The following is a 24,657-nucleotide window of genomic DNA, read 5'->3' as shown; positions in this document are numbered from 1 at the left end:
ATACTATTCGTATTTTAAATATTTCAAAATATCAATTTTAGTTACCTGATACGCTTTTGCCAAAACAATTGTCAAAGTCAGAAGCATTAAAAAGGCAAACGCAACTAAAAACGGAAGCAACGGAATATCAATTCTGTAAGCAAAATCTTCAAGCCATTTTCGCAGTAAAAGGTAAGCTGGAATTATCCCGATTAAAAAACCAATTACGCAGAAAACTACATATTGCTTTGATAATTCTTTTAATAAAAGATTCGTTTCTGCACCTAAAGTTTTTCTAATTGCAATTTCTCTTAAACGTCTTTCCATCGAATAAGAAGCCAAAGCAAATAACCCGAAAACGGCAATTAGAATTACAATCCCATTTAAAAGTGAAAATAAATTACTTTGATTTTCATACTTTTTATAGGTTCGGGCAAAGTTTGAGTCAACAAAATTATATTCAAACGGATATTTGGTATCTACTTTTGCTCTCCAAAATTTATCCAGAGCAGCGATCGTTTTAGACATTTCCTGCGGTGCAATCTTAACAGAAATAGTTTTGATTTCTTCTTCTGAAGAATTGTATGCATTGATGTGAAAGAAAATCATTGGGGCAATTGTATGTTCCAGACCGAAGTAATTAAAATCCTTTACAATTCCAACGACCTTAAATTTGTGGTTATTCCAGGTTATTTCCTTGTTTACAGGATCTTTTTCTTGCATGGTTTTAGCCGCAGCTTCATTTAGCAAAATATTAGAAATACTGTCTGAAGCTAATTTGTCACTTAAATTTCTTCCCTTAATTATCTTTATTCCCAGAATATCCAAAAGCCCAAAGTCAATTCCCATTTGCTGTGTTATAACTTCTTTATTTGCTTTATAATGCATGCCCGACCAAGAATTGTTTCCACTTCCAATAGAAAATGTTCCTGTCGAAACTGCCTCAATACCTTTTATTTTTAAAAGCTCTTGCCTTATAGTTTTATATCTTTCAAATTGTTCTTTCCCTTTTTGGGGTTTAAAAGAAATATCTATGACCTGCGCGCCTTTAAAACCCAAATCCTTTTCGGCCATATAACTTACTTGTTTGTAAACTATAAAAGAGCCAATAATAAAAAAGGCCGCTATTGCAAATTGTAGGATCAACATACCATTGCGAAGCCAGACACCATTTTTGCTTCTTGAAAAATTTCCTTTTAAAACCTTCAAGACTTCAAAATTTGAAATATATACTGCAGGAAGAACTCCGGAAACAAATACAACAAGAAAGAATATTAAAATTAACTGCAGGTAAAATTGAGATCCAATAAGAACCAGATTTTTATTTAAAAAAGAATTGTAAAAAGGCAGCGAAAGCTCCACTATTACCAATGCCAGTAAAAGCGAAAAAAGCGTAATCAATATCGTTTCAAATACAAACTGGGCAATAATTTGAAATTTTGCAGCGCCCACAATTTTTCGCACGCCAACTTCTTTTGCACGTTTTACTGCATTTGCCGTCGCCAGATTAATATAATTTACAATCGACAATAATAAAATAAGTATCGATAAACCCATTAATATTCTCAAAAACTGAAGATTTCCGGTTCCCTCAGGAAAAGGATAATTTCCCTTAGAAAGTCTGGATCCATTTAAAGGAAGCAATTGTGCTTTTACAGGATCACCATACATTTTTATAAAAGCATCAAGTGATAATCCTTCATCCTTAGCCTGTTTTTTATAGTTTTGTTCCATAAAAATTTCATCTAACTTTTTGATGACAGCAGTTGTATCACTTTGTTTTTTCAGTTTAAGTATTAAACCATAACTAAAACCCCAGCTTTCTCTATTTTTTTTCAGTTCGTCTTCAACAATAGTAGTAATTGCTGCCGGCATAACAACCGATTTTCCAGATAAACGATACACTCCGCGAACAACAAAAAATTGATCAGCATACTTAACCTGTTTTCCCATTGGGTCTTCATCTTTAAACAAACGAGCTGCAGTTTCATCAGATAAAACAATACTATTGCGATCATGAATAGCCGTTTTTCTATTGCCGCGAATAAATTCAAAAGGGAAAAAAGAAAAGAAACTGCTTTGTGCAGAAAAAATCTTATCGACTAATTCCTGTTTACCATTATAGGTTATAATTTCCTTAGTATAATACGTTCTGAAATAGCAATAATTGTCTAAATAAGAAGTAGAAGATTTTAAAGCCGGAGCAGTTATTGGGGAGTTTGTAGCCCAAACACTTTCGTTACCAATATCATTTAGAACAATATACGTTTTATCTTTTTCGGGATTCCATTTATCATATGAATATTCCTCATTCCAATACAAAATCGCAAAAATTAAACCCGCAATTCCAATACTTAATCCCAAAACATTCAAAACCGTAAACAGCTTATTGTTTTTTATATGATACGTAAAAACATTAATCCAATTTTTCAGCATGACCTTAGTTTTTAGAAGTTACTAAAACGTCCACATTTCTCTGATTTAATTTCTCAGAAAGAATAACGCCATCTTTCATCAAAATTATTTTTTGCGAAAAAGAAGCATCATAATCAGAATGCGTCACCATCAAAATCGTAGAACCGGCAGCATGAAGATCTGTCAATAATTCCATTACTTCATTTCCGTTTTTACTGTCCAGATTTCCTGTAGGTTCATCGGCAAGAATAATTTTCGGGTCATTAATTAAAGCCCTTGCAACGGCTACACGCTGCTGCTGACCACCCGAAAGCTGCTGCGGAAAATGTTTCAAACGATGTGAAATACCTAAAACACTTGCAATATGCTCTATTTTTTTCTTTCTTTCAGATGACGGAACATTATTGTAAATCAATGGCAGTTCGATATTATCATAAACCGATAATTCATCAATTAAATTAAAATTCTGAAAAATGAACCCAATATTTTCTTTTCGGGCTTTCGATTTTAATTTTTCTTTTTGGCCAATCATTTCCTGTCCCAGCAATTCATAACTTCCGCCAGAAGCGCTGTCTAATAATCCGATGATATTTAATAAAGTTGATTTCCCGCTTCCGGACGGTCCCATTATGGAGACAAAATCGCCTTCGTTTATGGTTAATGAAATTTCGCTTAAAGCATTTGTTTCTACTTCTTCGGTTCTAAAAATTTTTGAAAGTTTTTTGATCGTAATCATAATTGATTTTTTAATGTTTGATTGCTATTCGTTTTCTGATTTTTTTGTCTTCTGAAGCAAAAGAAACACACCCGAAAATTAAGATAATTAACAATGCGATTTATAGATATTTATTTTGTTATTTTTACTTCAGGAAGGCGTTAATAATTAATGATTTACAAGTCTAAATGTGATTTTCATGCCAGAAATTTAAACTTTGTAACTGCCTTATTTTTAAAATTTTATTTTCCGAAAAAAATCTATAGTGTCCACAATTGGACACCTTTTGTCCAAAACCGAACAAAAATGAAAAAGACAAACGCATCAATATTAATCATCGACGATCAGGAAGACATACTTTTTGCATCAAAAGTCTACCTGAAAAAGTATTTTGAGAACATTCACACACTCAATAATCCGAAAAAAATAGTCGAATTATTGTCAAAAAATGCCATCGATGTCGTTTTGCTCGATATGAATTACAGAATAGGTTTTGAGGATGGAAGAGAAGGTTTATATCTGCTGAAAGAAATAAAAACGCTTTCGCCGAAAACGGTTGTGATTTTAATGACCGCTTTTGGAAAAGTAGAAACTGCTGTTGAAGGCTTAAAATCTGGTGCTTTTGATTATATCTTAAAACCGTGGGAAAACAAAAAGCTTTTAGAATCTGTAAAACAAGCCGTTGATAAATCCCGAAAAGAACAAAAAAAGAACAAAGAGATTGAAACCGATAATGACTTTTTTGTCGGCACTTCTGAAATAATAAAAAAAGCATATTCGCTGGCAGATAAAGTCGCTAAAACTGATGCCAATGTTTTAATTCTTGGAGAAAACGGAACAGGGAAATTTGTTTTGGCACATCATATTTACAGCCAATCCGAAAGAAAAAACAATCCGTTTATAGCCGTCGATTTAGGTTCGCTGAATTCGAATATTTTTGAAAGCGAATTATTCGGTTATGCAAAAGGCGCTTTTACCGATGCAAAAATGGATACGCCTGGACGTTTTGAAATGGCGCAGAACGGAACTATTTTTTTAGATGAAATAGGAAATGTTCCGCTGCATTTGCAATCTAAATTATTGCAGGTTATTCAAACCAAAACCGTAACAAGATTGGGTGAAACTAAAGCAAGACCTTTGAATGTTAGAATAATTACGGCAACTAATTTGAATTTGAAACTGGAAGTGGCTGATAAAAGCTTTAGAGAAGATTTGTATTATCGCATTAATACGATGGAGATCGTACTGCCGCCGCTGCGCGAAAGAAATGAAGATAAAATCCCGCTGGCAGAATATCTTCTCGATAAAATGATTGAAAAATACGGAAGAAGTGAAATTACTTTCGACAAAAAAGTCTTGGAACAAATTGAAAAACACGCTTGGAACGGAAACATCCGCGAAATGGAAAATAAAATTGAACGTGCGGTTATTCTTTGTGAAAATAACACAATCACAGTTTCTGATTTAGATTTAGAAACCATAACAGCTTATGATGAAAACCCAGATTATATTCAACTTTCGTCTGTAGAAAAAGCGACGATTGAAAAAGCGCTTCTTAAGCACAATAATAATATCAGCAAAACTGCCGACGAACTAGGTTTGTCAAGAGGTTCTTTGTACAGACGTTTAGAGAAATATAATATCAATATTAACTAGTATGTTTAAAACACTGCAAACTTATAAACTGCTTTTTTTTCGATTAATTGCTATTATCTTGGTGATAGAAATTTCGATTTATTTCTTTAAAATCGATTTGCTTTTTACGGGTATATTTGGCTTTTTTATTGTTTTTCTGCTCACTCGCGAAATGTATTTTTATGTTCGCAATTTTGTTCTAATTTATGATAAAACCATTTCTTCGATCCTGCAGGATGATTTTTCATCAGATTTTACCAAACATAAAAACAATAAAAATTACGGTGATTTATTTCAATTATACGATACGCTAAAAAACAGACAAAACGAACAGATTTCAAAAGATATTATTTACCGTTCTATTTTAAACAATATCGAAACCGGAATTATCATTTTGGAAAAACAGGAAAATGAATGGGATATATTTTTAATGAACGATTATTTCTCGTCTCATTTTAATGTACCCAAAGTTTCAAAATGGAAATATCTTAAAAATCAATTACCATCGCTTTGTGAAATTATTGAAGAAGATAATTTTCACGAAATAAAAACGTCGGTCGAAATTAGTATAAACGAACAAGCCGCACAGACATTTGTTTTACAGGCATCTAAAACGGAGATTTTTGAACGTGAATATTGTATCGTTTTACTCGATTCTATTCAAAATGTAGTAGAGAAAAAAGAAAAAGATGCGTGGGTTAATTTGATGAAAGTGATCTCACATGAACTTCTAAATTCAATAACGCCAATTCGTTCTATTTGTCAAAACCTGCAGGATTTAGTAGAACAGGATTCACTTTCGGTAGAAGATTTAGAAGACATCAAAAACAGCGTGGAAACCATGTTAAGACGAAGCGATCATTTACAAAAATTTGTAGAAGGTTACCGAAAACTGGCCATGCTCCCATCTCCAAAAAAACAAAAAACAGAATTACAGCCTTTGATTGAAAATTGTCTGCAAATCATGAATCCATTATTTAAAAAAGACGGAATTGAAGTTGTAAACTCAATTTCCCTAAAACGACCAATTAATGTTGACTCGCAACAAACGGAACAGGTTATCATTAATCTTTTAACGAATTCTGTCTATGCATTAAAAAATACGACTCAAAAACAAATTCTAATTTCGGCAGAAGCCAAAGAAAACAGAACTTACATTAAAATCACCGACACCGGAAGCGGAATCGAAAAAGAAATCGAAAATAAAGTTTTCCTTCCTTTCTTCACCACGAGAAACGAAGGCGCCGGAATTGGTTTAACGCTTTCTAAAAATATTATTGAAGCGCATGGTGGTTATGTTTCGTTTAAAACTGAGAATGGGAAAACGATTTTTGAGATTTGTTTGGTGGAGGGGTGAGGTTTATGATTCTTTAAAAACAATTCAATAAGTTATACATTAGCAATTAAGAAATATAGAAAATGAGTAATGTCATTAATATTATTATTTTGTTTTCCTCTTCAGAAGATGAAGATAAAATAATTCATGAATTGAGTCAATTTGAATATAAAAAAGATTTCTTTTTTAATGTGAAATCTATTAAAGATAAAAATCTGCCAAAAAATTGGCATGGAGGTTCTAAAGGTTTTGAGGCTTCTGTTTTAATTGGAGCATATAATTATTTGAGTATATCAGATTTGATTAATTATATGATAAATATAAAATGGGAATACATAGAAGATGTTCAATTACTTTATAAAGAAGAGGGTGATTTTGTTTTTAAATTGGCTAATTTAAAAGAACCTGAATAATTTATATTTTGTCTAGTCCCTACGGGACAAATATCTAGTAGTCATTATTTATTTACCGATATTTAATTTCTCCGAAATACTCCGTTAGGAGTTAAATATCGGTAGAAAAGTATAAGAGCCAAATAAAAGAATATCCCGTAGGGATTATACTGATAGCTAATAAAAAACCTCCAAAATTATTGCTCAATAATTTTTTTTCGATGTTCAATACCCCAATCAGTCAAATTATTGATAATTGTCTGCAGCGTTTTTCCATGATCTGTAAGTACATAATGAACACTTACAGGCTGTGAGTCAAGAACCAATCTTTTAATAAGTTTATTTACTTCCAGTTCTTTTAATTCCTTACTCAGCATTTTGTTTGAAATGCCAACAACATCATTTAAGATATCCGAGAACCTTCTTTTGTTATAATAACAAATAGAAGAAATAATAGATATTTTCCATTTTCCGCTCAACACATCCATTGAATCCTGCACAGCCATCATCTCTTTTTTGTGCTTCTCTTTCTCACGTAAATTACATTCCATAAGGTTACTTTGTTACTTCAAGGTTACTGTTACTTTTAGTTACAAAGTTACTAAAATAAATTAAACTGACATAAATTTGCATCAGTAACATAATTTAATATTATAAAAATGAGCAAATTAAAAAATAAAGTAGCCGTAATTACGGGAGGTAATAGCGGAATAGGTTTTGGTATTGCCGAAGCATTTAAAAACGAAGGAGCTTCTGGAACTATAACCGGAAGAAATGAAGTAACATTAAACGATGCTGTTGCGGCCTTAAAATCAGATTTTATAGGTGTTGCCGGTGATGTAACCAAAAGCAGCGATTTAGAAAATATATTTAGAAAAACTTATGATAAATTTGGAAAAATAGATGTATTGGTAGTAAATGCCGGCGGTATTGTCGATGGTGTTCCTATGGCTGATATCGAAAATATTACCGAAGAAGGTTATGACCGATATATGGATTTGAATTTGAAAAGCTCCTATTTTACCGTTAAAAAAGCACTTCCATATTTAAATGATGGAGCATCAATAATACTGATTGGGTCGAGTGCCGCACACAGGGCTGTGCCGGGAATGGCTATTTATTCGGCTGCAAAAGCGGCAATTATATCATTGGCAAAAGGGTTATCATTAGATTTATTGCCAAGAAAAATACGTGTTAATACACTTTCTCCCGGATCTATAGACACACCTGTATTTGGAAAAATCGTGCCGGAAGAACAGTTGGATGCTGTAAAACAAATGTGGATAGATATTACTCCTGTAGGCAGACAAGGTCTTCCATCTGACATTGGAAACGCTGCTGTATTTCTGGCATCAGATGATTCAGCTTTTATAGTGGGAACCGAAATCTTATCAGATGGAGGTTTAACCAACATCAGCCTAATGAAATAATAAATAACATTTTTTAAATGAAAAACTCCAAAATCAAATGACTTTGGAGTTTTTTGTTTTATCTAATTATTTTTAGAAATGCGGTATAAACATCATCTTTAATGGAAGTTCGCATATAATATAAATCTTCATCTTTGGTGCTTAAATCAAATTTAATTAAACCGGCATCACAATAATAAAATATAGTATCATCAACCGGAAATTCAATATTCGAAATAGGCTGCGTTGTTAATTTAAGTTCAAATGCTATTTCACCATTGTTTATATCTAGCTGAAAAAGCCTTCCTTTTTTAGTATAACCCCAAATATTATCGCTGTCCTCCGTTATGTATTCTACATTATCATTTTGAAAATCCCTTTTCCAAATTTGAGTTCCCGTTTTTGAATCTACCGCATATACCGAAGAAACTGTTGTGCCTTGTGCAGCAAAATATAATTTTTTGTCTTTAGTAAAGATGCGTTCTTTAATATTATATTGATCTTCGGGTAATTTAAATTGCCATAAAATGTCTAGTTTATCTGGAGTTAACGCAAAAAGTACATCTTTTTCATTGGCTATAAATACATTTTCACCATCGGTTACAGGTTTGCTGTGCATGCTTTGGTCAAAGCTTTTTTGAGTAAGGACTTTTCCTGTATTGGCATCAAAGACATATAAATTGGACGCACTTGGAACAAAAACTTTGTTATTAAAAAACAGTATCGGAATGTCATTAGTTGGAGTATCCAGCTTGTAAGTCCATGCTAAACTTCCATCTTTTGTGTCAAGGGCATAAATATTACTGCTTCCGTTTTGATTTTGAGCAGTTATATACAGCTTTCCATTATTTACAACCGGAACCTGATCTTTTAGAACAATTTGATCTGTGATATTTCCTAATCTTGATTTCCAAAACACATCACCACTTTGGTTGTCTACTGCAACAATTTCACCGTTTATAAACGGAATGTACACAACGCCATTAGAGATAGTTACTTTATTGGCGCACATTTCAGTAAAAGGACTTGTCGCTTTTACAGTCCAGCCAATTTGTTCAGATTCTAAATCATATGAAAAAAGAGCACCGTCGTAATCATAAATTAAAATTGACGCTTCATCTAAAGGAACTTTTTTAAGCCCGCTTACAGCTTTATTCGTGACTTGGTCACTAGGCGGTAAAGTTTTATTATTAGTATTGGTAGTTTTTGACGCGGCTGGAGTTTGTCCAAACGTATTTATAACAGCAAATACAAATAAAAGAGTTATTAGGTTTGTTTTCATTTTTAAGATTTGGGTTTGATGATTTGATTTTCTTTTCAGCAAAAAAGCTGCCAAATAAAACAATCAACGTCAAATATAGTTAAAAATTGTTATAGGGTTTTAGAAGTTGTTTAAGATGAAACGGCTAGGAACCTTAGTTGAAAACCTCAAAAAATAATTACAAAAGAATCGCCAATGAATGACTAAGTTTCTTTAGTTTTATCGAATGAACAAAAAACATTGGAATTGCTCATATGTTTTTTGGAATATTGTATAAAAGCCATTAAAAAACTTAAAATGAAAATCATAAAATTATTTTTAATTGTATTTGTTTTTGCATCATGTAAAAAACAAACTGAATTCATCAAAACGCAAACTATTCAATCAGAAGTAGACAATTTAAAAACTAAATTAGAAATAGAGAAATTCATTCAAAAAATTGATACAAATTACAAAAAATATAAATTAAAAAGCCTTCAGGATTTTAATAGAAATCATGAAAATGATAGCATTAATAAGATTTTAGCAAATAAACTTAATGTCAAAACATTTTATACAAAAGCTGATTTTGATAATAATGGCTACACAGACCTGCTCGCTATTGGAGATAATCATACATGTTATGGAGAAGGAGAAAAATCATGTAGTTTCTCGCCAATTGTAGTAATGAATTTTGGAAAAAATAAAACCAAAATATTTAATATTGATTTAGAGTGGGGAAAATCAATAGTGCCAAAAGTTGAATATATAGATTCTCAGCCTTTTTTAGTTGTTTACAAGAAAAAATTAGTGGATTGGCAAAAGAAAAGTTATTCAGAATTAAGAACTGTTTTAACTTTCAAATTTGGAAATTTTATTGAATACAATGAAAATCCAAAAAAGAATAAAATTACAAAAATTGAATTTAGTACTTCGGGTTGTTTTGGTACTTGTCCGGTTTATAATTTAAAGCTAAACAGAGATTCCTTATCAGTATTTAATGCTCGATATTATAACTTCAATGAAAATGAAAAAATTACTTATGGTAAAGAAGAAGGAATATTTTCGACAAAGATTAGTAAAACTGAATTTGACAAATTAGAAGAATATTTAAACTACTGTGATTTTGAAAATTTAAATAAGGAATATTATGTAATGCATACCGATGACGAAACAGGAGATTTAAAAATAACTTTTAGTAATGGTAAAGTAAAAACTATAAGTGATTATGGGATGGTTGGGACTTACGGTTTAAAAAATCTTTATGAGAAGCTGGCGAAATTAAGATTTAGTGAAAAATGGAAGAAAAATAATTAAATCTGCTGGCATGAGCGTCTCGCTTGTTTATAAACTGTATTCACGAACGAGGTGTTCATGCCAGCAGGGTTAATTAATTTATTCTTAACAGCCGCCTTTGCGAGGGATACGTTTAAAAATTACTTTATTATCTCGTTCTACATAGCTGCCCGATATTATTGGATAGGAATACTTGGGCGCGTATGACACACCATTGCTTTTTAAAATTATTGTGTCGTTAACTTTCAGGCTGTACAATTGCTGAAGTTGGGACTTTTCCGGCTCAAATCTTAGAATATAATCTTCACCATCAATCCTGGCCATCACTCCGAAGCCCAATAGTGATCCTGGCGGAAGAGAAAGAGACGTTATAACAGCCTCCATATTGGTATGCTTGCTTATTTTAGCAGCGCCGGCAAGCACTTTTTTACCTTGGGGAGACATTTCCCAGTTTTTGAACTTTACACCATCAGGGGTTGCTTCCCATTTTTTCAATTTGGCTTTCCTTTCAGCAATAGAGAGTGTCTTTGAAATTGGTTTTTTAGGAGTTTCATTTTTAATTTCGCAATTTGCAAACACTAATCCACTTACTACAACCAGCGGTAAGATTACCGCATAAATGATTTTTTTCATATTTTTTATAGGTTTAATTAAAATAGATCTATCTACTGATAAATCTTGTTCATGTAAGGCATTCTTTTTATTTTTCACAATCTTTAAAGCTGTTGTAGCAAAATTACTTTGATATATTTCAGCCTGAGGAGTTTAGATTGTAAATAAAAATGTAAACTTTGTAAATAAAAACTTGACACTATGCATTATAGTCGAAATCCCCTATCTGGAAAAGGCAAGTACATCTTTGGATTAATATTGCTTTTGTTTATATCAGTAATCTGCATAGCTTTCAGTAGGGCTGATAGTGAAGACTTTGCTATTGCAAGAAGGGAAATTTTGCTCCGCAGAATCGGACATGAACTACTTTTACAATCGGGAGACAATACATCAAGGGTTCTTCCCATAAAAAAGATTGCTGAAAATGAGTATCAGATCAGGTTCGAGAATGATTTTACTTTTCAAACGGACTCTTTAGTGAATATTACGCATCGTTTGTTAACCCAAGATCCACTCGCACGTGATTATGTTGTTAACGTAGTGAACTGTGGAAATACCAATGTAGCTTATGGATATGCTATATCAGAAAATAAGAAAGATGATATTGTACCATGTAAAGGAAGAAAGCAGCCCAAAGCATGTTACATGATTAATATCAAATTTAAACCATTGGGTATTTATACAGCAAAGAATACATGTTTTTTGGTCGGCGGCCTGTCATTTTTAGCGTTTGTTGGATTTGTTTTTTTTAGACATGCTAAGCCGAAAGTAACTTTACCTAATGATTCTACTAGTTGGTTCACTTTAGGCTCGGTGGCATTTGATGCGAAGAACCGTAAGCTGATCATAAATGAAAAAACATTAGACCTCACCGGAACGGAAACCCGTTTATTGCTCATTTTTGCATTGTCTCCTAACGAAACGATAGAGAGAAGCCGACTGCAAAAAGAAATATGGGAAGATGAAGGTGTTATTGTGGGCCGTAGTCTGGATATGTTCATATCGAAACTTAGAAAAAAACTGGAATATGATCCGAATGTCCAAATTGTTGTTATACGCGGAAAAGGGTATAAGCTTAATATTGTTTAAATAAAATCAATGAAAGAGATAGCAAAAGAATTTATTGATGCTAAAGCTGAGTTTTTAAAATCAAATGGTTCCGAAAAAAGTGTTGAAGAACTATATGATATCATCTATTTTTTAGAGGATGTGAAGAAGCCAACTTTTGAAGAAGAATTTATTCTAGCCAAGATTTATAATATGGTAGGGAGTAACATATTTGCTTCTAAAATTATTGATAAAAGTTTAGAAAAAAGCAACATGAATATGATGCAAATAGCAGAATTAAAAGAATTAAAATCAGAAATAGATGGTCGAGATATTTGGAATGTTAAAATTTATAGAGATTTGCGTGATTCTAAGATAAAAAAAGACCCTACAAAGTTAATAATTGAAGATTTCGTTATTTCTCAAACTAATAGTGGGAGTTATGATATTAAAATTTCTGAGAAAATTAAAAACATAGTTATTTTAAATAAGAATGTGCCGAATGAAGCTGTATGGGGAGATGAAGCATGTTTTATTTTTTCAGATAAAAAGCCGGATCTCTATATTTTGTTATTATTAAGTGAGTATATAATATGGTTGGGACAGGTAAAAGATGAAATACTTGATTTTTATAATGGGGCTGATTTTAGAGATAAACTTCGTAATGTTTCAACAAATTGGTTTGATGGTTTAAAAGTTTCTGATTTTTATATTAGCATTGATGAAAATGATAATTTTGATACTCAAATTATTTTGCATGATTATCTCCAAAATGATTATGGTTTTCGGTTAAAAATTGAAAATTTTATTGTTAAACAAATAGAATATGATCCGATTTTATAAAAAAAATATAGATAATGGATAAGTGCGTAAAAGGGAAACACATACTGGCGCGAGCATCTCGCTCGTGTATAACCGTGAAAAATGGATAAACTATCATTATAAATTATATTTTGATTTGACTTTTCAAACCATTAAAATAAATACATTCAAAAATTTATGTCTCAAGATATATCGCTATTAATCTTTAAAGAAAATAATTTAGAAATTCCAGAAGCAATTCCACATTTTGTTAAAGAAGGAGTTATATATCTACCAATCTACAACCCGACAGGATATCTGTTTGGGGAATTAATAACAATGGCTCTTGATAAAAAGAAATATGAAGTACTGGATTATAAAGATGAGTTTAGTTTTGTGAAATTGGCTTACGAGCTTGGTATTGAAAACTATATCGCTTTTCATAGCTCAGATTTCGGAATGATGCCAATTAATCACTATGAGTTTGCTATTGTTGAGAATGTCTTTATAAAGGATTCGGTTTGGAGTACAGATGGTATAATAACTCCTGAAAACATTGATGATTTTGAAGATAATTATGAGAAAAATAGAGGAGATATTTTATTGGATATAAAAATAGATCATAATTACAGAGATTATTTAAGGAGTTATGATGGCTGTAAATCGGTTTATGAAAAATGGGGAAACCGAGTTGATTTTTATGAAGTTCAAAGAAGTTACTATCAGAAAAAAAATGACGATATAAATTCAGGATTTGATGATTCGGGAAACAAATTTTTTACTGGCGAAATTTTCAAGGACGAAATTACAGAAGTTTATTATTCAAAAGAAGAAACAGGCATAATGAAAACATTGTGGAAACTTATAAAACAAAAATTAGGATTTTAAAATACCGATACAAATAAAATTAACTCAAAAATAAGCATAAAAAAAACACGAGTGAGACGCTCGCACCAGCAGGAGTATTTTATTAATGCAAATTCTAATAAACTGGAAATGGTTAAAGAGAATAGAAATCGTTCTATTTCTTGCGGTTTTTGATTCATTTAATAAACATCCGATAGAAAAAAGAAGTTATAAAAACTCCTGTAAGAGTTGGTTTTTTCTATGTTAGCTTAACCAAATACTGATTAATTAGTCCTAATAACACTGAGATAAAATGAAAATTGAGAAAAATAAAAAAATATCAATGAAATTATATATTGAAGATTTTATTGTCTCAAAAGATATTGATAATGGTTACGGTATTAAAATTTCTGAAAAAATTAAAAAAATTATTCTCTTTGATAAAAATTTTCCCAATGAAGATGTATGGGGTAATGATGAAGCCTTTTTTATTTTTTCAGAAAAAGAGCCAGATAAATATTTATTAGAAAAAGTAATAGAATATATTTTATGGCTAGGAGAAGTAAAAGAAGAATTACTTAATTTTTACAATAAGGAAAATTTTAGGCATAAGCTTCCAAATGCTGGAGAAGATTGGTTTGATGGATTAAGTATTTTTGATTTTTCTATATGTATTGATAAAAATGATGATTTTAATACTGAAATCCTTTTGCATGATCATATTCAAAATGATTTTGGTTTTCGATTAGAAATTGAAAATAAACATTTCAAACAAATTAAATACGATCCTAATTTATAGTAATACTGTTTTAATAATTCCAATAAGTTTCCGGCGAAGAAGCTGTTGTCTTCATTTCTCCATTAACTAACAATCTTAAAAGTTTAAATGAATGCTGATACCTATCTTTAACTTTTGATAATTCAAGTGATAATTCCCATCCTGAGCTATTAACTGCTTTTTCAAATTCTTTTGAATCATTAAAGTCCAATTTTCCACTTTCGCAAATTATATTTATAGCTCTTTTTCTCATTTCATATAAATTAGAACCTGTTATATATTTGTCGGTTGATACAATTTTTTCAATTATTATATCAATCAATTCAATTATTTGAGCTTTTCTTTCATCAGTAGTAATGAACTCTTCAAGTTCCATTGACATTCCTCCAAATATAATAGGTAATGATTGTATGGCCAATTCAGTTTTGAATTCATTAATCCATTCTATTGAGTCGAGTTTTTGGGTTTCAATTTCATTTATTAAGCATAATTGCATAGCTTCAATAAATGCATCTTTTGCCCAAAAACCAATTTCTTTAATGTTAACGAAACTGCTTGCCATATTTTATGTATTGCTAATTTGTGTATTTATACGAAGATAGAAAACTATTATTTAAGAACAATTCAAATGATTTTTAATAAATCGATATAAAAGATGTGAAAAAATAAAGACATAAAAAAAACTCCTTAATTTCTTAAGGAGTTTCTTGGTGGGCTGTCAGGGATTACAATCGAACACTTACTGCCAATTTTAATGTTTTTTGAAACTTTAAAATAATATTTCATGACAGTTATATATTTGAATGTAGCAGCTATAAAAGGAATGAAAAATTTTATATACAACAAGAAAGATCGATAATCAAGCTAATAATTATTTGAATAAATTAATTAAATTTTAATTGGTACATTAAAATATATAGATACCATTTTTTTTAATTACGCAATGATTTTTTACTACTTGCAGAATTAATTATTCCAAAAGCAATTTTTGGGAAAAATCTGCTAACAATGTAAAGTATCTTTGTGTCTCCCACACGTATTGTGAATATATCTTTTTTAAGACCTGAAATAAGAGCGTTGACTAACTTTTCAGGAGTCATTTTTTTATCCTCTCTGCTTGCCGTCATTTCTGTTGCCACTACTGGCGGTAATAGTTCAAATACTTTTACGTTGCTATTTAGAACTTGTAGATGTACTCTTAATGTTTCTGTATAAAACCTCAAAGCTACTTTTGATGCCGAATAAGTTGCTTCTAATATTGATGGAACATAACTTAAAATTGAAGTCGTGTTAATGATTGCACCTTCTTTTCTTGATTTCAACATATCTAAAAAAAGATTATTAAGACGAATTACTCCCAAGTAGTTTACATTGATTTCATTTTCTGCGTTCTGAATGTGCTTGTCATTAGTCAACCCAAGGTTAATAGGGGCACTTAAAACCCCTGCATTATTGTATAAAATGTCAATTCCGCCCAACTCTTTCACTTGTTTATAAAGTTGAATCGCATCGTCAGCATTTGATACATCACTTTTAATAGTGGTAATGTTTGGGTATTTCTTTTTTACTTCATCAAGTCTTTCTTGATTTCTACCTGTAATTATTACCTTGGCACCATTAGCCAAGAATTGCTTAACAGATTCTAATCCAATTCCAGCTGTTCCACCAGTAATTAATATTGTTTTTCCTTTTAATTCCATTTTTATTTCTTTTTAATTTATTATTTAACTTTTTCCCAAATAGCTGTTCTTCCTAGTAAAGATATACCTATGTAACCTCTAATATTAAGCTTTCCCTTTTCTAACTTCATTGTACAACTATACGTTTTACCACTGTAAGCATCATAAATTTCGCCGCCATCCCAAACACCATCATTGTACTCAAAATCTTTGAGCATTATCAAGTCTTTTAGATTACGTGATCGAAGTTTTTCATTTTTGTTTTTCACATCTTTTTTAGAGGTTTTCCCATCAGCTTCATACATTGTTTTGCCCCAAATTAATTTTCCGAAATATTTATTCCCAGACTTGTAAATTTCAATTTTTACATCTTTTTCTTCACTTAACCAAACACCTTCTATTTTATCCGAAGGAGTATTTTGAGCAACAACATTTGAAATTGTTAGAATTAATAGGATTAATGCTAAATACATTTTTTTCATAACTTATTTTTTAGTGATTAATATTATTAGTTGGCCTATAATTATAAGAGTAGTTGCCACTTTGAGCTTTTGTTGTCATCATAATTTCATAATTTAAGCGATACTTTACTGTTTAAGTATTGTTTTTTCTAAGAAGCCATAAGCAAAGTGTTGTAGTGTAATTAGCACAGGCAAACCCTTTCTGTGTAGATCATTTGCGATTAGAAGCCCAAACCCCGATGAAGCTCCAGTTACTAAAATATTTTGTTTCATTTTTAGTTGTTTTTAAATTAAGTAATTATCTTTGCTTGCTTTTTGCAAGTGCAAATATATGTAAAACAACTTTCAAAAAGCAAGTTAATTTTTAAATATTTTTAGTTTATTTTATGGAAACAAGTAAAAAAAGGTCTGACTGCCCATTGAGTTGTTCATTGGATGTGTTTGGCGATAAATGGTCTTTGCTTATTATTAGGGATTTGATATTTCACAAAAAACACACCTACAATGACTTTTTAAAATCGGAAGAAGGCATTGCTACCAATATTTTAGCATCGAGACTAAAGGCATTGGAAGAAAACGGCATTATTGAGAAATCAGCACACCCTGACAGCAAGGCAAAAATTTTGTACAGACTGACTGAAAAAGGAATTGATTTATTTCCTATAATTATGGAAGTTTACATTTGGTCGGACAAATATTTAACTGTTCCTGCTGACATAAAAGCGACAATTAAGGAAGCCAAAAAAGACAAAGACAAATTTGTAAAACAGTTAACAAAAGAATTGAAATCAAAATGACGGGAAGAAAGTATTAGCAAACTTACTCTGGTTTTAATGGCTTTTTTTATTTGATATTATGACCGAAGTGATAGTTGAAAAACAGAATTACAACAATTTTTATTTTTTCAATGCTAGTTATTGCTGAAAAATTGAGCGTAAAGTTCAAATTGTTAAAGAGAAGCGAAAAAAATTGAGTTAGAATTTAAAAAAAATGATACTTTATCTAAAGTAATTTAGTGGTCGGATGTATTTTTATTACATCGTTGGAAATTATAAGTACAAATACAATTTTAAAAGCAATTTACAACTGAAGAATAATTCAGTAATGATTAAAAAAAAAACGCCACTGTCTTCCAATGGCGTTATTTGTCTTTAAGTGGGCGATGAGGGGTTCGAACCCCCGACCACTTCCGATGAAAAATCGGAATGCTCTGAACCAGCTGAGCTAATCTTTATTATCAATTAATTTCTGAATTTTAATTCTGCTTTTCCAAGATTTAATTTGTAATTCTCTTTTATGTGCAAGTTCTTTTGTTTCGTAATTTTCAGTATAAACAACTCTCCAATCATTTACATTTCCAGTAAAACCTTTGCTTTTTTGATTATGACGAATAAGCCTTTCTTCTAAATTAGAAGTAAATCCAATATAAAATTTATTCTTGCTTTCGCTAAATAAGATATAAACAATAAAATTCATGAAATGTATATAAAGCAAAAAACTCCAAAATCAAATGACTTTGGAGTTTTTGGAATTTCTGTGGGCGATGAGGGGTTCGAACCCCCGACCCCCTCGGTGTAAACGAGGTGCTCTGAACCAGCTGAGCTAATCGCCCTATTTTACTAGGTTGCTATCGTTTGTGATTGCGAGTGCAAATATACGCTAGTTTTTGAGTTCTGCAAAGAAAATCGAATAAAAAATAAAACTTTTTTAAAAATAAACTATATCTCGCTGTTTATGAATTTGTTATTAAATCGGTTTTTTTAGACTTTTTTCTAAGATTTAAGTTTTGATTGTTATAAAGGTAATTCGGCAACGACAAAAGTGCTTCCGCCAACGTAAATAAAATCATTTTTTGAAGCATTTTGTTTGGCTTTCGCGAAAGCGCTTTCAACAGAATCGTATTTTTCTCCCATTAAATTAAATTTTTCTGCCGCATTTTGCAATGTTTCGGTCGGTAAACCTCTTGCCGAATTTGGACTGCAGAAATAATATTGCGCTTCTTTCGGGAAAAGTGGTAAAATAGAATCCAAATCTTTATCATTTACAACACCCAAAACAATATGCAGTTTTTCGTATTTTTCATTTTGAAGCTGATTCATTACAACAGCTAATCCGTGTTTGTTGTGCGCCGTGTCGCAGATAATTTTTGGGTTTTCGCCAAGCTGTTGCCATCTTCCTTGTAAACCCGTATTTTTTACAACATTCAATAAACCTTCTTTTAATTGTTCTGTTGAAACTTTAAAATCGGTTTGATTGTTCAGAATTGAAATCGTCTGCTGAACCGTCTTTTTATTATGAAACTGATAACCTCCAATTAAATCAGACAAATAAATTTGATCGATCAAATCTGAAGCAAAAGAAATCGGTGCGTTATTTTCTTCGGCTTTAGCCAAAAATACAGGCTGCGTTTCCGGAGTATATTCGCCAATAACAACCGGAACATTTGGTTTAATAATTCCCGCTTTTTCGCCAGCAATGGCTTCAAGCGTATTTCCTAAAAATTGCGTGTGATCTAAACCTATATTTGTTATTACCGAAACCAAAGGTGTAATAATATTCGTTGCGTCAAGTCTTCCGCCCAAACCAACTTCAATAATTGCGATATCTGTTTTTTCAAAAACAAAATAATCAAAAGCCAAACCAACCGACATTTCGAAGAAACTCATATCATTGGCTTCAAAAAAATCTTTGTGTTTGGAGATGAACTCGCAGACAAAATCTTCGGAGATTTCCAGACCGTTTACTTTGATCCTTTCCCTGAAATCTTTTAAGTGCGGCGACGTATATAAACCTACTTTATAACCCGCTTCCTGCAAAACCGAAGCCAGCATATGCGAAGTTGATCCTTTTCCGTTTGTTCCCGCAACGTGAATTGTTTGTAATTTCTTTTCGGGATTACCAAGATGTTCTGCCAGTAACTTGATGTTTGTCAGGTCTTCTTTGTATGCCGAAGCACCCTGAAGCTGATACATTGGTAATTGATTAAACATCCAGTTTGTTGTTTCCTGATAGTTCATTTTGTTTGGATAAAATAGTTGCTGATTGAAATAATTTCCAGTTTTTTTAGTTTAATATAACAATGAAAATTATCTTTATTGCAAAATTGAAATATTTTTTAGAATTAATTATTAAAAACCAGAATTAAAATATGTTTAGCTCCATTCAATTACAAGCTGATACTCTCGCAAACGCCTCAAACGTAGTGATCGAAAAAATTGCTCACCCCGAAACCGAAATTTCTGTTTTAGGATTTATCTTAAAAGGAGGTTTCTTCCTAATACCAATCGCACTTTTATTGTTTTACACGATTTACGTAATTTTTGAACGCTACTTGTATATCCAAAAAGCTTCAAGAATTGATGCCAGATTAATGCAGGATGTTGCCGATAAATTACACGCCGGAAACATTGAATTAGCCAGAACAATTGTAGAAAGAAACGACACAGCTGTTGGAAATATTTTAAAAGAAGGCGTTTTAGTAATTGGAAGACCAATTGCAGAAATCGAATCTAACATGGACCGCGCCGCCGATATCGAAATTGGCGAAATGGAAAGACGTTTAGGTCATTTAGGTCTTATCGCTGGTATCGCGCCAACTCTTGGTTTCATCGGAACTATTTCTGGAGTTATTAAAATTTTCTATAGCATTTCGGTTACAGAAAATATCAGTATCGGAAATATTTCCGGAGGTTTATACGAGAAAATGATCAGTTCTGGTTCTGGGCTTATCGTGGGAATTATTGCCTATAGTGCTTACCACTTATTGAACGGAAAAATTGATGATTTTGCTTTAAAAATTCAGAAACAGATATTAGAATTTGTAAACATAATTCAAAGATCATAAGGTATGTCGATTAAGAGAAAAAGAAGATTTCACGCTGAGGTTGCGACTTCATCTTTAAGTGACATTATGTTTTTCCTGTTGTTGTTTTTCCTAATTATCTCAACACTGGCGAATCCGAATGTTATTAAGATGACGCTTCCAAAAGCGAAATCAAATGAAAAAACGAATAAACAATTAATCAGTTTATCGGTTACAGAAGACAAACAGTTTTATATCGACAAACAGCCTGTTGCTTTTGAGGAACTGGAAACCACTTTAATGAATAAAATGGGCGCCGATAAAACACAGACTGTCGTAGTTCGAATTCCGTTTAATTTGCAGGTTCAGGATTTAGTTGATGTTTTGCAGATAGGAGTGAAGAATAACTTGAAGTTTGTAATTGCTACAAGTCCGAAATAAAAAATGAACACAATCAAAGTCCTTGTGAGGAACGAAGCAATCTCATTTCTATAAGTAAGTGCAAAGATATACTTAGTGAGATTGCTTCGTTCCTCGCAAGGACATACGAGATAAATAAATACAAAAGGCCTTCTGAGAATCAGAAGGCCTTTTGTATAAGAACAGATTTCGTGAAAATCCGTGAAATTCGTGTTTTAATTCAAATTAAAATTATAAATAATCTTTCCAACTTGTTTTGCGGCTGCATTTTCATCGGCTGACCATTTTGTATTTAATGCGGCTATTTTTGCTTGTTCTAATAAACAACTTGCTTTATTTGTAGTTCCTTTTATTCCGGCAGTTGCACTCACGGTTTTTCCATTTTGATCGACCGTAACTTCAACTACAACTGTTCCTTCTTCATTACAAGTATATTTAGGAGCTGGTTTAGATAATGCTTTTCGACCATTTAAAGAATATCCTGATCCACCGCCAGAACCTCCGCCACTTCCAGGTCCGTAACCGCTTCCTGTACCAATTCCATTTCCGGTTCCGTTACCGCCTCCGGTTCCTCCGCCAGAGCCTCCAGATCCGTAATAACCTTTAGAGTTTAAGTCTCCCCCGGGTTTTCCTTTGTTTCCAGACGCTTTATCATCGCCGTCACCGCCTTTTTTCGAACCTTTTAAAATGCTGGATAAAGCATCGTTTGTAGAGTTTGAAACTTTTGGTTTTTCGGGAACAGGTTTTTGGATTGGTTTTTCAACCGGAACAGGTTTTTTAGGTTTTTCTTTTACAGGAATAACAACGTCAGTTTCATCGGCTTTTGTATTTTCCTGAGAAATAATAGCTTCTTCTTCAACTGCTTTTGCCGGAGCTTGTTTTACTTCATTTTTCACCTCCAAAACTTCGCTTTTATAATTGGCTCCCGAACCTAAATCACTGTCGCCAAAATTTACCGTTACGCCGCCACCGCCACCGCCGCCATCTGCAAGAGCAACGTTATTTTCCGGATTGTATGGAGGCCAAAAACGTATAAAAAACAGCAATACAATGATTGCCGCATATATAGCAGTTGTGAGTAGTAATGATTTCTTTTTATCTGAAGAAATAGTGAAACTCATTGTAATTCTGAATTTTGAAATTGTATTAAATAAAAACGTTTAAAAGTACTAAAAATTGTTTAGAACGAAAGTTACTGGGCGAAATTTACCGCAAAGTTCGCTAAGGTTTTACGCAAAGAACGCAAAGTTTTATCTGTTTAGATTTGTGTAAATCTGTGGGCTCAATAGGAGGCAAAGTTCTCAAAGCTGGGTTTTGTTTTTAACCGCAAAGTTCGCTAAGGTTTTACGCAAAGGAACGCAAAGTTTTTTCTGTTTAGATTGTGTAACTCTTTGTTGTGAATTGAAGGCAAAGTTCTCAAAGCTGGATTTTGTTTTAACTGCAAAAGAAACAAAGGTTATCTGTTTAGATTTGTGTAAATCTGTGAGCTAAAAATTCACAAAGTAAGTAATCCAAATAATCCTTTTAATCTGTGGCAAAAAAAAAACGAGCCAGATTCGGCTCGTTTATGTATAAAGTATAAAATAGATTACACTAATTGTTTCAATGCAATTTCGAAAGCTGTTGCGCTGATATTTGTTTTTGATGAATTTAAAGCGTGCGCTTTTACAATTGCATTTTTTATAATTTCAGATGTATCATTAAAAATAGCTTCATCTGTCATTTGAACTTTTTTCTCCATGAAATAAGCAAAAACTCTCGCCATTCCGCAGTTTGAAATAAAATCCGGTATTAAACTCACTTTATGATCTACTTCTTCCATAATCGATCCGAAGAAAATTTCTTTGTCAGCAAAAGGAACATTCGCGCCACAAGAAATAACTTCTAATCCGTTTGCAATTAAGCTGTCGATTTGGTTTTGCGTAACCAGTCTTGAAGCCGCACAAGGTGTGAAAATTTCAGCGCCAATTGTCCAGATTTTAGAATTAATTTCTTCAAACGGAATCATATTATTGGCAACCAATTTATTTCCGTCTTTATTTAAAAACAACGTTCTGATCTCTTCAAAAGAAAAACCATCTTCTTTAATTAATCCGCCATCGCGATCAATAATTCCGATCACTTTTGCGCCCATTTCTGCTAAATAAAAAGCAGCAGCAGAACCAACATTTCCAAAACCTTGTACAATTGCTTTTTTACCTTTTATGTCTCCGCCGTAGGTTGCATAAAAATGACGAACTGCTTCTGCAACCCCATAACCGGTAATCATATCAGCAACAGTATATTTTCTTGTAACGTCTGGTGAGAATTTGGGGTTTTCGATAACCTTAATTACACCCTGACGTAATTGGCCAATTCTATTAATTTTATCAGCTTCTGTAGGTTTAAAATGTCCGTTGAAAACACCTTCCTGCGGATGCCAGACACCACATTCCTCTGTCATTGGGATTACTTCGTGAATTTCATCAACATTTAAATCTCCTCCGGTTCCGTAGTAACTTTTTAATAATGGAGAAACCGCTTTGTACCAACGTTGTAAAACTCCTTTTTTGCGAGGATCATTCGGATCAAAATTTATTCCAGATTTAGCGCCGCCAATAGCCGGGCCTGAAACAGAAAATTTAACTTCCATTGTTTTGGCAAGCGACAAAACTTCGTTCATGTCTAAGCCTTTTCTCATTCTTGTTCCTCCGCCGGCAGCTCCTCCGCGCAGCGAATTAATTACAGTCCATCCTTCAGCTTCTGTTTCAGAATCTTTCCAGTTAAAAACAATTTCAGGTGCTTTATTTTCAAATTGTTGTAATAAATCTTTCATTTTGTTGTGATATGTTTATTTTGTGTAAATGTATAAAATAGAATAATGCGAATAATGTATTTTGTATCAAATTTATTAAACAAAAAAGAAAAGCCGAAAACTATTCCGTTTTCGGCTTTCTGAATATGTAAAATTTTAAGGATTATATTCCTAATAAGTGTTTTTTCAAAGTTTCATCAACTGGTTTATCAGAAAGCCAGATTCCGAATAATGCTTTTTTGAAATCAAATCCCTGAACTTTTCCTTTCAAAACTTCATTTTTAAAAACATTAATAGTTTGATCCAACGGATTGTAAGCTAAAACGAATACATCTTTTTCTGTAATAGCATCGCTTAAGTATGTTTTGAATAGTTCGATTCTTGGTCGTAATTGTTCCAGATTACTTCCTGCAGATTTTTCAAAGCCAACATTCATTGCTTTGGTTAATTTATTTGAAGAAACCATAGACGAAGTAATTTCAATTCGGATCGCCATTTCGGTATCGCTGTCAATAATAAACTTTGGGTCCTGGCTTAATTGCGATAAATACAAGGCTTGCACATAAACTTCTAACCACATTTTAGATCTGCCGCCAGCGCCGTTAAGCTGCAAAGTTTTGTTTTGATATTCTATTTTTCTAGGAACAGTAACGCCGTTTACTTCTAAATGAGTCTGGGCAGAAACTGCTGAAAATTGTAAAGTTAAAAGGAGTGTAAGTACTAGTAAAATCTTTTTCATGCTCTGTCAATTATTTAATTTTAAGGCAAAAATAATGTTAATTTATCAATATAATCATCTTTTTTTAGAAGTTTTTTTTCTGCGTTTTTTGATTTTTTTCAACTCTATCGCTTTAGTAATCAAATTAGTAAGACTAACTTTACGTAGATTTACGCCCTTTAGGAATTGTTTAATCTTTTCTGCGAAGGAAATGTCTTAAATTTTACTTTTTTGAAGTTTTTAAATCGCATTTTTTAATCTTACATTTTAGAAAAAACGCTG

At 32.0% G+C, this 24,657-nt stretch carries 26 protein-coding genes and 2 tRNA genes; 12 read left to right on the top strand and 16 right to left on the bottom strand.

Going from position 1 to position 24,657, the window contains the following annotated elements; all coding sequences use genetic code 11:
* Positions 1–3 precede the first annotated feature (3 nt).
* Entirely contained in the window at positions 4–2,415 is a 2,412-nt protein-coding gene (locus BUE10_RS16675) for an ABC transporter permease (protein ID WP_073486843.1), read from the bottom strand.
* A gap of 4 nt (positions 2,416–2,419) precedes the next feature.
* The gene (locus BUE10_RS16670; protein ID WP_073486841.1) at positions 2,420–3,130 is read right to left on the bottom strand and encodes an ABC transporter ATP-binding protein; all 711 of its coding nucleotides are present in this window, start codon (positions 3,128–3,130) and stop codon (positions 2,420–2,422) included.
* 285 nt (positions 3,131–3,415) lie between these two features.
* Between BUE10_RS16670 and BUE10_RS16665 the strand changes: the two genes are divergently transcribed.
* From BUE10_RS16665 to BUE10_RS16655, 3 genes are all read left to right on the top strand, one after another.
* Complete coding sequence (locus tag BUE10_RS16665; protein ID WP_073486914.1) at positions 3,416–4,765, top strand: sigma-54-dependent transcriptional regulator; 1,350 nt, start codon at positions 3,416–3,418, stop codon at positions 4,763–4,765.
* 1 nt (position 4,766) lies between these two features.
* Positions 4,767–6,101 (top strand): sensor histidine kinase, encoded by a 1,335-nt coding sequence (locus BUE10_RS16660; RefSeq protein WP_083598125.1) that lies wholly within the window; start codon positions 4,767–4,769, stop codon positions 6,099–6,101.
* Between the two features lie 62 nt (positions 6,102–6,163).
* Positions 6,164–6,493, top strand: coding sequence for a hypothetical protein (locus BUE10_RS16655; RefSeq protein ID WP_073486839.1), 330 nt, complete (start codon positions 6,164–6,166; stop codon positions 6,491–6,493).
* 176 nt (positions 6,494–6,669) lie between these two features.
* Here BUE10_RS16655 and BUE10_RS16650 read toward each other — a convergent pair whose 3' ends face one another.
* Positions 6,670–7,023: a winged helix-turn-helix transcriptional regulator gene (locus tag BUE10_RS16650; RefSeq protein ID WP_073486834.1), complete on the bottom strand. Its 354-nt coding sequence runs from the start codon at positions 7,021–7,023 to the stop codon at positions 6,670–6,672.
* A 108-nt stretch (positions 7,024–7,131) separates the two neighbouring features.
* Here BUE10_RS16650 and BUE10_RS16645 point away from each other — a divergent pair, with 108 nt between their 5' ends.
* Positions 7,132–7,902 carry an SDR family NAD(P)-dependent oxidoreductase gene (locus tag BUE10_RS16645; RefSeq protein ID WP_073486833.1) on the top strand — a complete coding sequence of 257 codons (771 nt, stop codon included), beginning with the start codon at positions 7,132–7,134 and terminating at the stop codon, positions 7,900–7,902.
* Between the two features lie 58 nt (positions 7,903–7,960).
* Here BUE10_RS16645 and BUE10_RS16640 read toward each other — a convergent pair whose 3' ends face one another.
* Positions 7,961–9,163, bottom strand: coding sequence for a PQQ-binding-like beta-propeller repeat protein (locus BUE10_RS16640; protein ID WP_073486910.1), 1,203 nt, complete (start codon positions 9,161–9,163; stop codon positions 7,961–7,963).
* Between the two features lie 276 nt (positions 9,164–9,439).
* On the opposite strand from BUE10_RS16640, the gene BUE10_RS16635 reads away from it, so the two are divergent.
* On the top strand, positions 9,440–10,438 hold the full coding sequence (locus tag BUE10_RS16635; RefSeq protein WP_073486832.1) for a DUF6438 domain-containing protein: 999 nt from the start codon (positions 9,440–9,442) through the stop codon (positions 10,436–10,438).
* A gap of 84 nt (positions 10,439–10,522) precedes the next feature.
* Here the strand turns inward: BUE10_RS16635 and BUE10_RS16630 are convergent, their stop codons facing one another.
* Positions 10,523–11,128, bottom strand: a complete 606-nt coding sequence (locus BUE10_RS16630) for a hypothetical protein (protein ID WP_234984756.1) — start codon at positions 11,126–11,128, stop codon at positions 10,523–10,525.
* Positions 11,129–11,230: 102 nt separating this feature from the next.
* Between BUE10_RS16630 and BUE10_RS16625 the strand changes: the two genes are divergently transcribed.
* The 4 genes from BUE10_RS16625 to BUE10_RS16610 all read left to right on the top strand — a co-directional run bounded on the left by BUE10_RS16625 (position 11,231) and on the right by BUE10_RS16610 (position 14,522).
* Positions 11,231–12,118 (top strand): winged helix-turn-helix domain-containing protein, encoded by an 888-nt coding sequence (locus BUE10_RS16625; RefSeq protein WP_073486831.1) that lies wholly within the window; start codon positions 11,231–11,233, stop codon positions 12,116–12,118.
* Between the two features lie 9 nt (positions 12,119–12,127).
* Positions 12,128–12,919, top strand: coding sequence for a hypothetical protein (locus BUE10_RS16620; protein ID WP_073486830.1), 792 nt, complete (start codon positions 12,128–12,130; stop codon positions 12,917–12,919).
* A 156-nt stretch (positions 12,920–13,075) separates the two neighbouring features.
* The gene (locus tag BUE10_RS16615) at positions 13,076–13,765 is read left to right on the top strand and encodes a hypothetical protein (protein ID WP_073486829.1); all 690 of its coding nucleotides are present in this window, start codon (positions 13,076–13,078) and stop codon (positions 13,763–13,765) included.
* Between the two features lie 271 nt (positions 13,766–14,036).
* Entirely contained in the window at positions 14,037–14,522 is a 486-nt protein-coding gene (locus BUE10_RS16610) for a hypothetical protein (protein WP_073486828.1), read from the top strand.
* A 10-nt stretch (positions 14,523–14,532) separates the two neighbouring features.
* On the opposite strand, the gene BUE10_RS16605 is transcribed toward BUE10_RS16610, so the two are convergent.
* The 4 genes from BUE10_RS16605 to BUE10_RS24025 form a co-directional block, all read right to left on the bottom strand.
* Positions 14,533–15,063 (bottom strand): hypothetical protein, encoded by a 531-nt coding sequence (locus BUE10_RS16605; protein ID WP_073486827.1) that lies wholly within the window; start codon positions 15,061–15,063, stop codon positions 14,533–14,535.
* Between the two features lie 370 nt (positions 15,064–15,433).
* A complete protein-coding gene (locus BUE10_RS16600) occupies positions 15,434–16,201 on the bottom strand; it encodes an SDR family oxidoreductase (RefSeq protein ID WP_073486826.1) in 768 nt (255 codons plus the stop codon).
* Between the two features lie 20 nt (positions 16,202–16,221).
* Positions 16,222–16,662, bottom strand: coding sequence for a DUF2147 domain-containing protein (locus BUE10_RS16595; protein WP_073486825.1), 441 nt, complete (start codon positions 16,660–16,662; stop codon positions 16,222–16,224).
* A 105-nt stretch (positions 16,663–16,767) separates the two neighbouring features.
* The gene (locus BUE10_RS24025) at positions 16,768–16,914 is read right to left on the bottom strand and encodes a hypothetical protein (RefSeq protein WP_159439064.1); all 147 of its coding nucleotides are present in this window, start codon (positions 16,912–16,914) and stop codon (positions 16,768–16,770) included.
* A gap of 113 nt (positions 16,915–17,027) precedes the next feature.
* On the opposite strand from BUE10_RS24025, the gene BUE10_RS16590 reads away from it, so the two are divergent.
* Complete coding sequence (locus BUE10_RS16590) at positions 17,028–17,438, top strand: winged helix-turn-helix transcriptional regulator (RefSeq protein WP_073486824.1); 411 nt, start codon at positions 17,028–17,030, stop codon at positions 17,436–17,438.
* Between the two features lie 359 nt (positions 17,439–17,797).
* Here the strand turns inward: BUE10_RS16590 and BUE10_RS16585 are convergent.
* The 4 genes from BUE10_RS16585 to BUE10_RS16570 form a co-directional block, all read right to left on the bottom strand.
* Positions 17,798–17,871, bottom strand: a tRNA-Lys gene (locus BUE10_RS16585).
* The gene (locus tag BUE10_RS16580) at positions 17,866–18,117 is read right to left on the bottom strand and encodes a GIY-YIG nuclease family protein (protein ID WP_073486822.1); all 252 of its coding nucleotides are present in this window, start codon (positions 18,115–18,117) and stop codon (positions 17,866–17,868) included. The genes BUE10_RS16585 and BUE10_RS16580 overlap by 6 nt, the downstream gene beginning before the upstream one ends.
* 61 nt (positions 18,118–18,178) lie before the next feature.
* A tRNA-Val gene (locus BUE10_RS16575) sits at positions 18,179–18,253 on the bottom strand.
* 181 nt (positions 18,254–18,434) lie between these two features.
* The gene (locus tag BUE10_RS16570) at positions 18,435–19,658 is read right to left on the bottom strand and encodes a bifunctional folylpolyglutamate synthase/dihydrofolate synthase (RefSeq protein ID WP_073486820.1); all 1,224 of its coding nucleotides are present in this window, start codon (positions 19,656–19,658) and stop codon (positions 18,435–18,437) included.
* A 131-nt stretch (positions 19,659–19,789) separates the two neighbouring features.
* Here BUE10_RS16570 and BUE10_RS16565 point away from each other — a divergent pair, with 131 nt between their 5' ends.
* Both BUE10_RS16565 and BUE10_RS16560 read left to right on the top strand, forming a co-directional pair.
* A complete protein-coding gene (locus BUE10_RS16565) occupies positions 19,790–20,485 on the top strand; it encodes a MotA/TolQ/ExbB proton channel family protein (protein ID WP_073486818.1) in 696 nt (231 codons plus the stop codon).
* 3 nt (positions 20,486–20,488) lie between these two features.
* A complete protein-coding gene (locus BUE10_RS16560) occupies positions 20,489–20,884 on the top strand; it encodes an ExbD/TolR family protein (RefSeq protein ID WP_073486816.1) in 396 nt (131 codons plus the stop codon).
* Positions 20,885–21,078: 194 nt separating this feature from the next.
* On the opposite strand, the gene BUE10_RS16555 is transcribed toward BUE10_RS16560, so the two are convergent.
* The 3 genes from BUE10_RS16555 to BUE10_RS16545 all read right to left on the bottom strand — a co-directional run bounded on the left by BUE10_RS16555 (position 21,079) and on the right by BUE10_RS16545 (position 24,396).
* The gene (locus tag BUE10_RS16555) at positions 21,079–21,984 is read right to left on the bottom strand and encodes a hypothetical protein (RefSeq protein ID WP_073486815.1); all 906 of its coding nucleotides are present in this window, start codon (positions 21,982–21,984) and stop codon (positions 21,079–21,081) included.
* A 467-nt stretch (positions 21,985–22,451) separates the two neighbouring features.
* A complete protein-coding gene (locus BUE10_RS16550) occupies positions 22,452–23,678 on the bottom strand; it encodes a Glu/Leu/Phe/Val dehydrogenase dimerization domain-containing protein (protein ID WP_073486813.1) in 1,227 nt (408 codons plus the stop codon).
* 142 nt (positions 23,679–23,820) lie between these two features.
* A complete protein-coding gene (locus BUE10_RS16545; RefSeq protein ID WP_073486811.1) occupies positions 23,821–24,396 on the bottom strand; it encodes a chalcone isomerase family protein in 576 nt (191 codons plus the stop codon).
* Between the last annotated feature and the right edge of the window lie 261 nt (positions 24,397–24,657).

Origin of the sequence: Flavobacterium sp. CF108, assembly GCF_900129795.1 — a bacterium.
In the GTDB taxonomy this organism is placed as follows: Bacteria; Bacteroidota; Bacteroidia; order Flavobacteriales; family Flavobacteriaceae; genus Flavobacterium.
The sequence above is the reverse complement of the archived record's forward strand: the minus strand, read 5'-3'. Positions and strand labels throughout refer to the sequence as shown.

Bases quoted from the DNA above. Each gene is read 5' to 3' on its own strand.
- BUE10_RS16600 (WP_073486826.1), bottom strand. From the start codon at position 16,201: ATGGAATTAAAAGGAAAAACAATATTAATTACTGGTGGAACAGCTGGA.
- BUE10_RS16645 (WP_073486833.1), top strand. From the start codon at position 7,132: ATGAGCAAATTAAAAAATAAAGTAGCCGTAATTACGGGAGGTAATAGC.
- BUE10_RS16650 (WP_073486834.1), bottom strand. From the start codon at position 7,023: ATGGAATGTAATTTACGTGAGAAAGAGAAGCACAAAAAAGAGATGATG.
- BUE10_RS16655 (WP_073486839.1), top strand. From the start codon at position 6,164: ATGAGTAATGTCATTAATATTATTATTTTGTTTTCCTCTTCAGAAGAT.
- BUE10_RS16545 (WP_073486811.1), bottom strand. From the start codon at position 24,396: ATGAAAAAGATTTTACTAGTACTTACACTCCTTTTAACTTTACAATTT.
- BUE10_RS24025 (WP_159439064.1), bottom strand. From the start codon at position 16,914: ATGAAACAAAATATTTTAGTAACTGGAGCTTCATCGGGGTTTGGGCTT.
- BUE10_RS16610 (WP_073486828.1), top strand. From the start codon at position 14,037: ATGAAAATTGAGAAAAATAAAAAAATATCAATGAAATTATATATTGAA.
- BUE10_RS16565 (WP_073486818.1), top strand. From the start codon at position 19,790: ATGTTTAGCTCCATTCAATTACAAGCTGATACTCTCGCAAACGCCTCA.
- BUE10_RS16625 (WP_073486831.1), top strand. From the start codon at position 11,231: ATGCATTATAGTCGAAATCCCCTATCTGGAAAAGGCAAGTACATCTTT.
- BUE10_RS16660 (WP_083598125.1), top strand. From the start codon at position 4,767: ATGTTTAAAACACTGCAAACTTATAAACTGCTTTTTTTTCGATTAATT.
- BUE10_RS16635 (WP_073486832.1), top strand. From the start codon at position 9,440: ATGAAAATCATAAAATTATTTTTAATTGTATTTGTTTTTGCATCATGT.
- BUE10_RS16615 (WP_073486829.1), top strand. From the start codon at position 13,076: ATGTCTCAAGATATATCGCTATTAATCTTTAAAGAAAATAATTTAGAA.
- BUE10_RS16665 (WP_073486914.1), top strand. From the start codon at position 3,416: ATGAAAAAGACAAACGCATCAATATTAATCATCGACGATCAGGAAGAC.
- BUE10_RS16570 (WP_073486820.1), bottom strand. From the start codon at position 19,658: ATGAACTATCAGGAAACAACAAACTGGATGTTTAATCAATTACCAATG.
- BUE10_RS16620 (WP_073486830.1), top strand. From the start codon at position 12,128: ATGAAAGAGATAGCAAAAGAATTTATTGATGCTAAAGCTGAGTTTTTA.
- BUE10_RS16555 (WP_073486815.1), bottom strand. From the start codon at position 21,984: ATGAGTTTCACTATTTCTTCAGATAAAAAGAAATCATTACTACTCACA.
- BUE10_RS16675 (WP_073486843.1), bottom strand. From the start codon at position 2,415: ATGCTGAAAAATTGGATTAATGTTTTTACGTATCATATAAAAAACAAT.
- BUE10_RS16670 (WP_073486841.1), bottom strand. From the start codon at position 3,130: ATGATTACGATCAAAAAACTTTCAAAAATTTTTAGAACCGAAGAAGTA.
- BUE10_RS16590 (WP_073486824.1), top strand. From the start codon at position 17,028: ATGGAAACAAGTAAAAAAAGGTCTGACTGCCCATTGAGTTGTTCATTG.
- BUE10_RS16595 (WP_073486825.1), bottom strand. From the start codon at position 16,662: ATGAAAAAAATGTATTTAGCATTAATCCTATTAATTCTAACAATTTCA.
- BUE10_RS16560 (WP_073486816.1), top strand. From the start codon at position 20,489: ATGTCGATTAAGAGAAAAAGAAGATTTCACGCTGAGGTTGCGACTTCA.
- BUE10_RS16550 (WP_073486813.1), bottom strand. From the start codon at position 23,678: ATGAAAGATTTATTACAACAATTTGAAAATAAAGCACCTGAAATTGTT.
- BUE10_RS16605 (WP_073486827.1), bottom strand. From the start codon at position 15,063: ATGGCAAGCAGTTTCGTTAACATTAAAGAAATTGGTTTTTGGGCAAAA.
- BUE10_RS16580 (WP_073486822.1), bottom strand. From the start codon at position 18,117: ATGAATTTTATTGTTTATATCTTATTTAGCGAAAGCAAGAATAAATTT.
- BUE10_RS16640 (WP_073486910.1), bottom strand. From the start codon at position 9,163: ATGAAAACAAACCTAATAACTCTTTTATTTGTATTTGCTGTTATAAAT.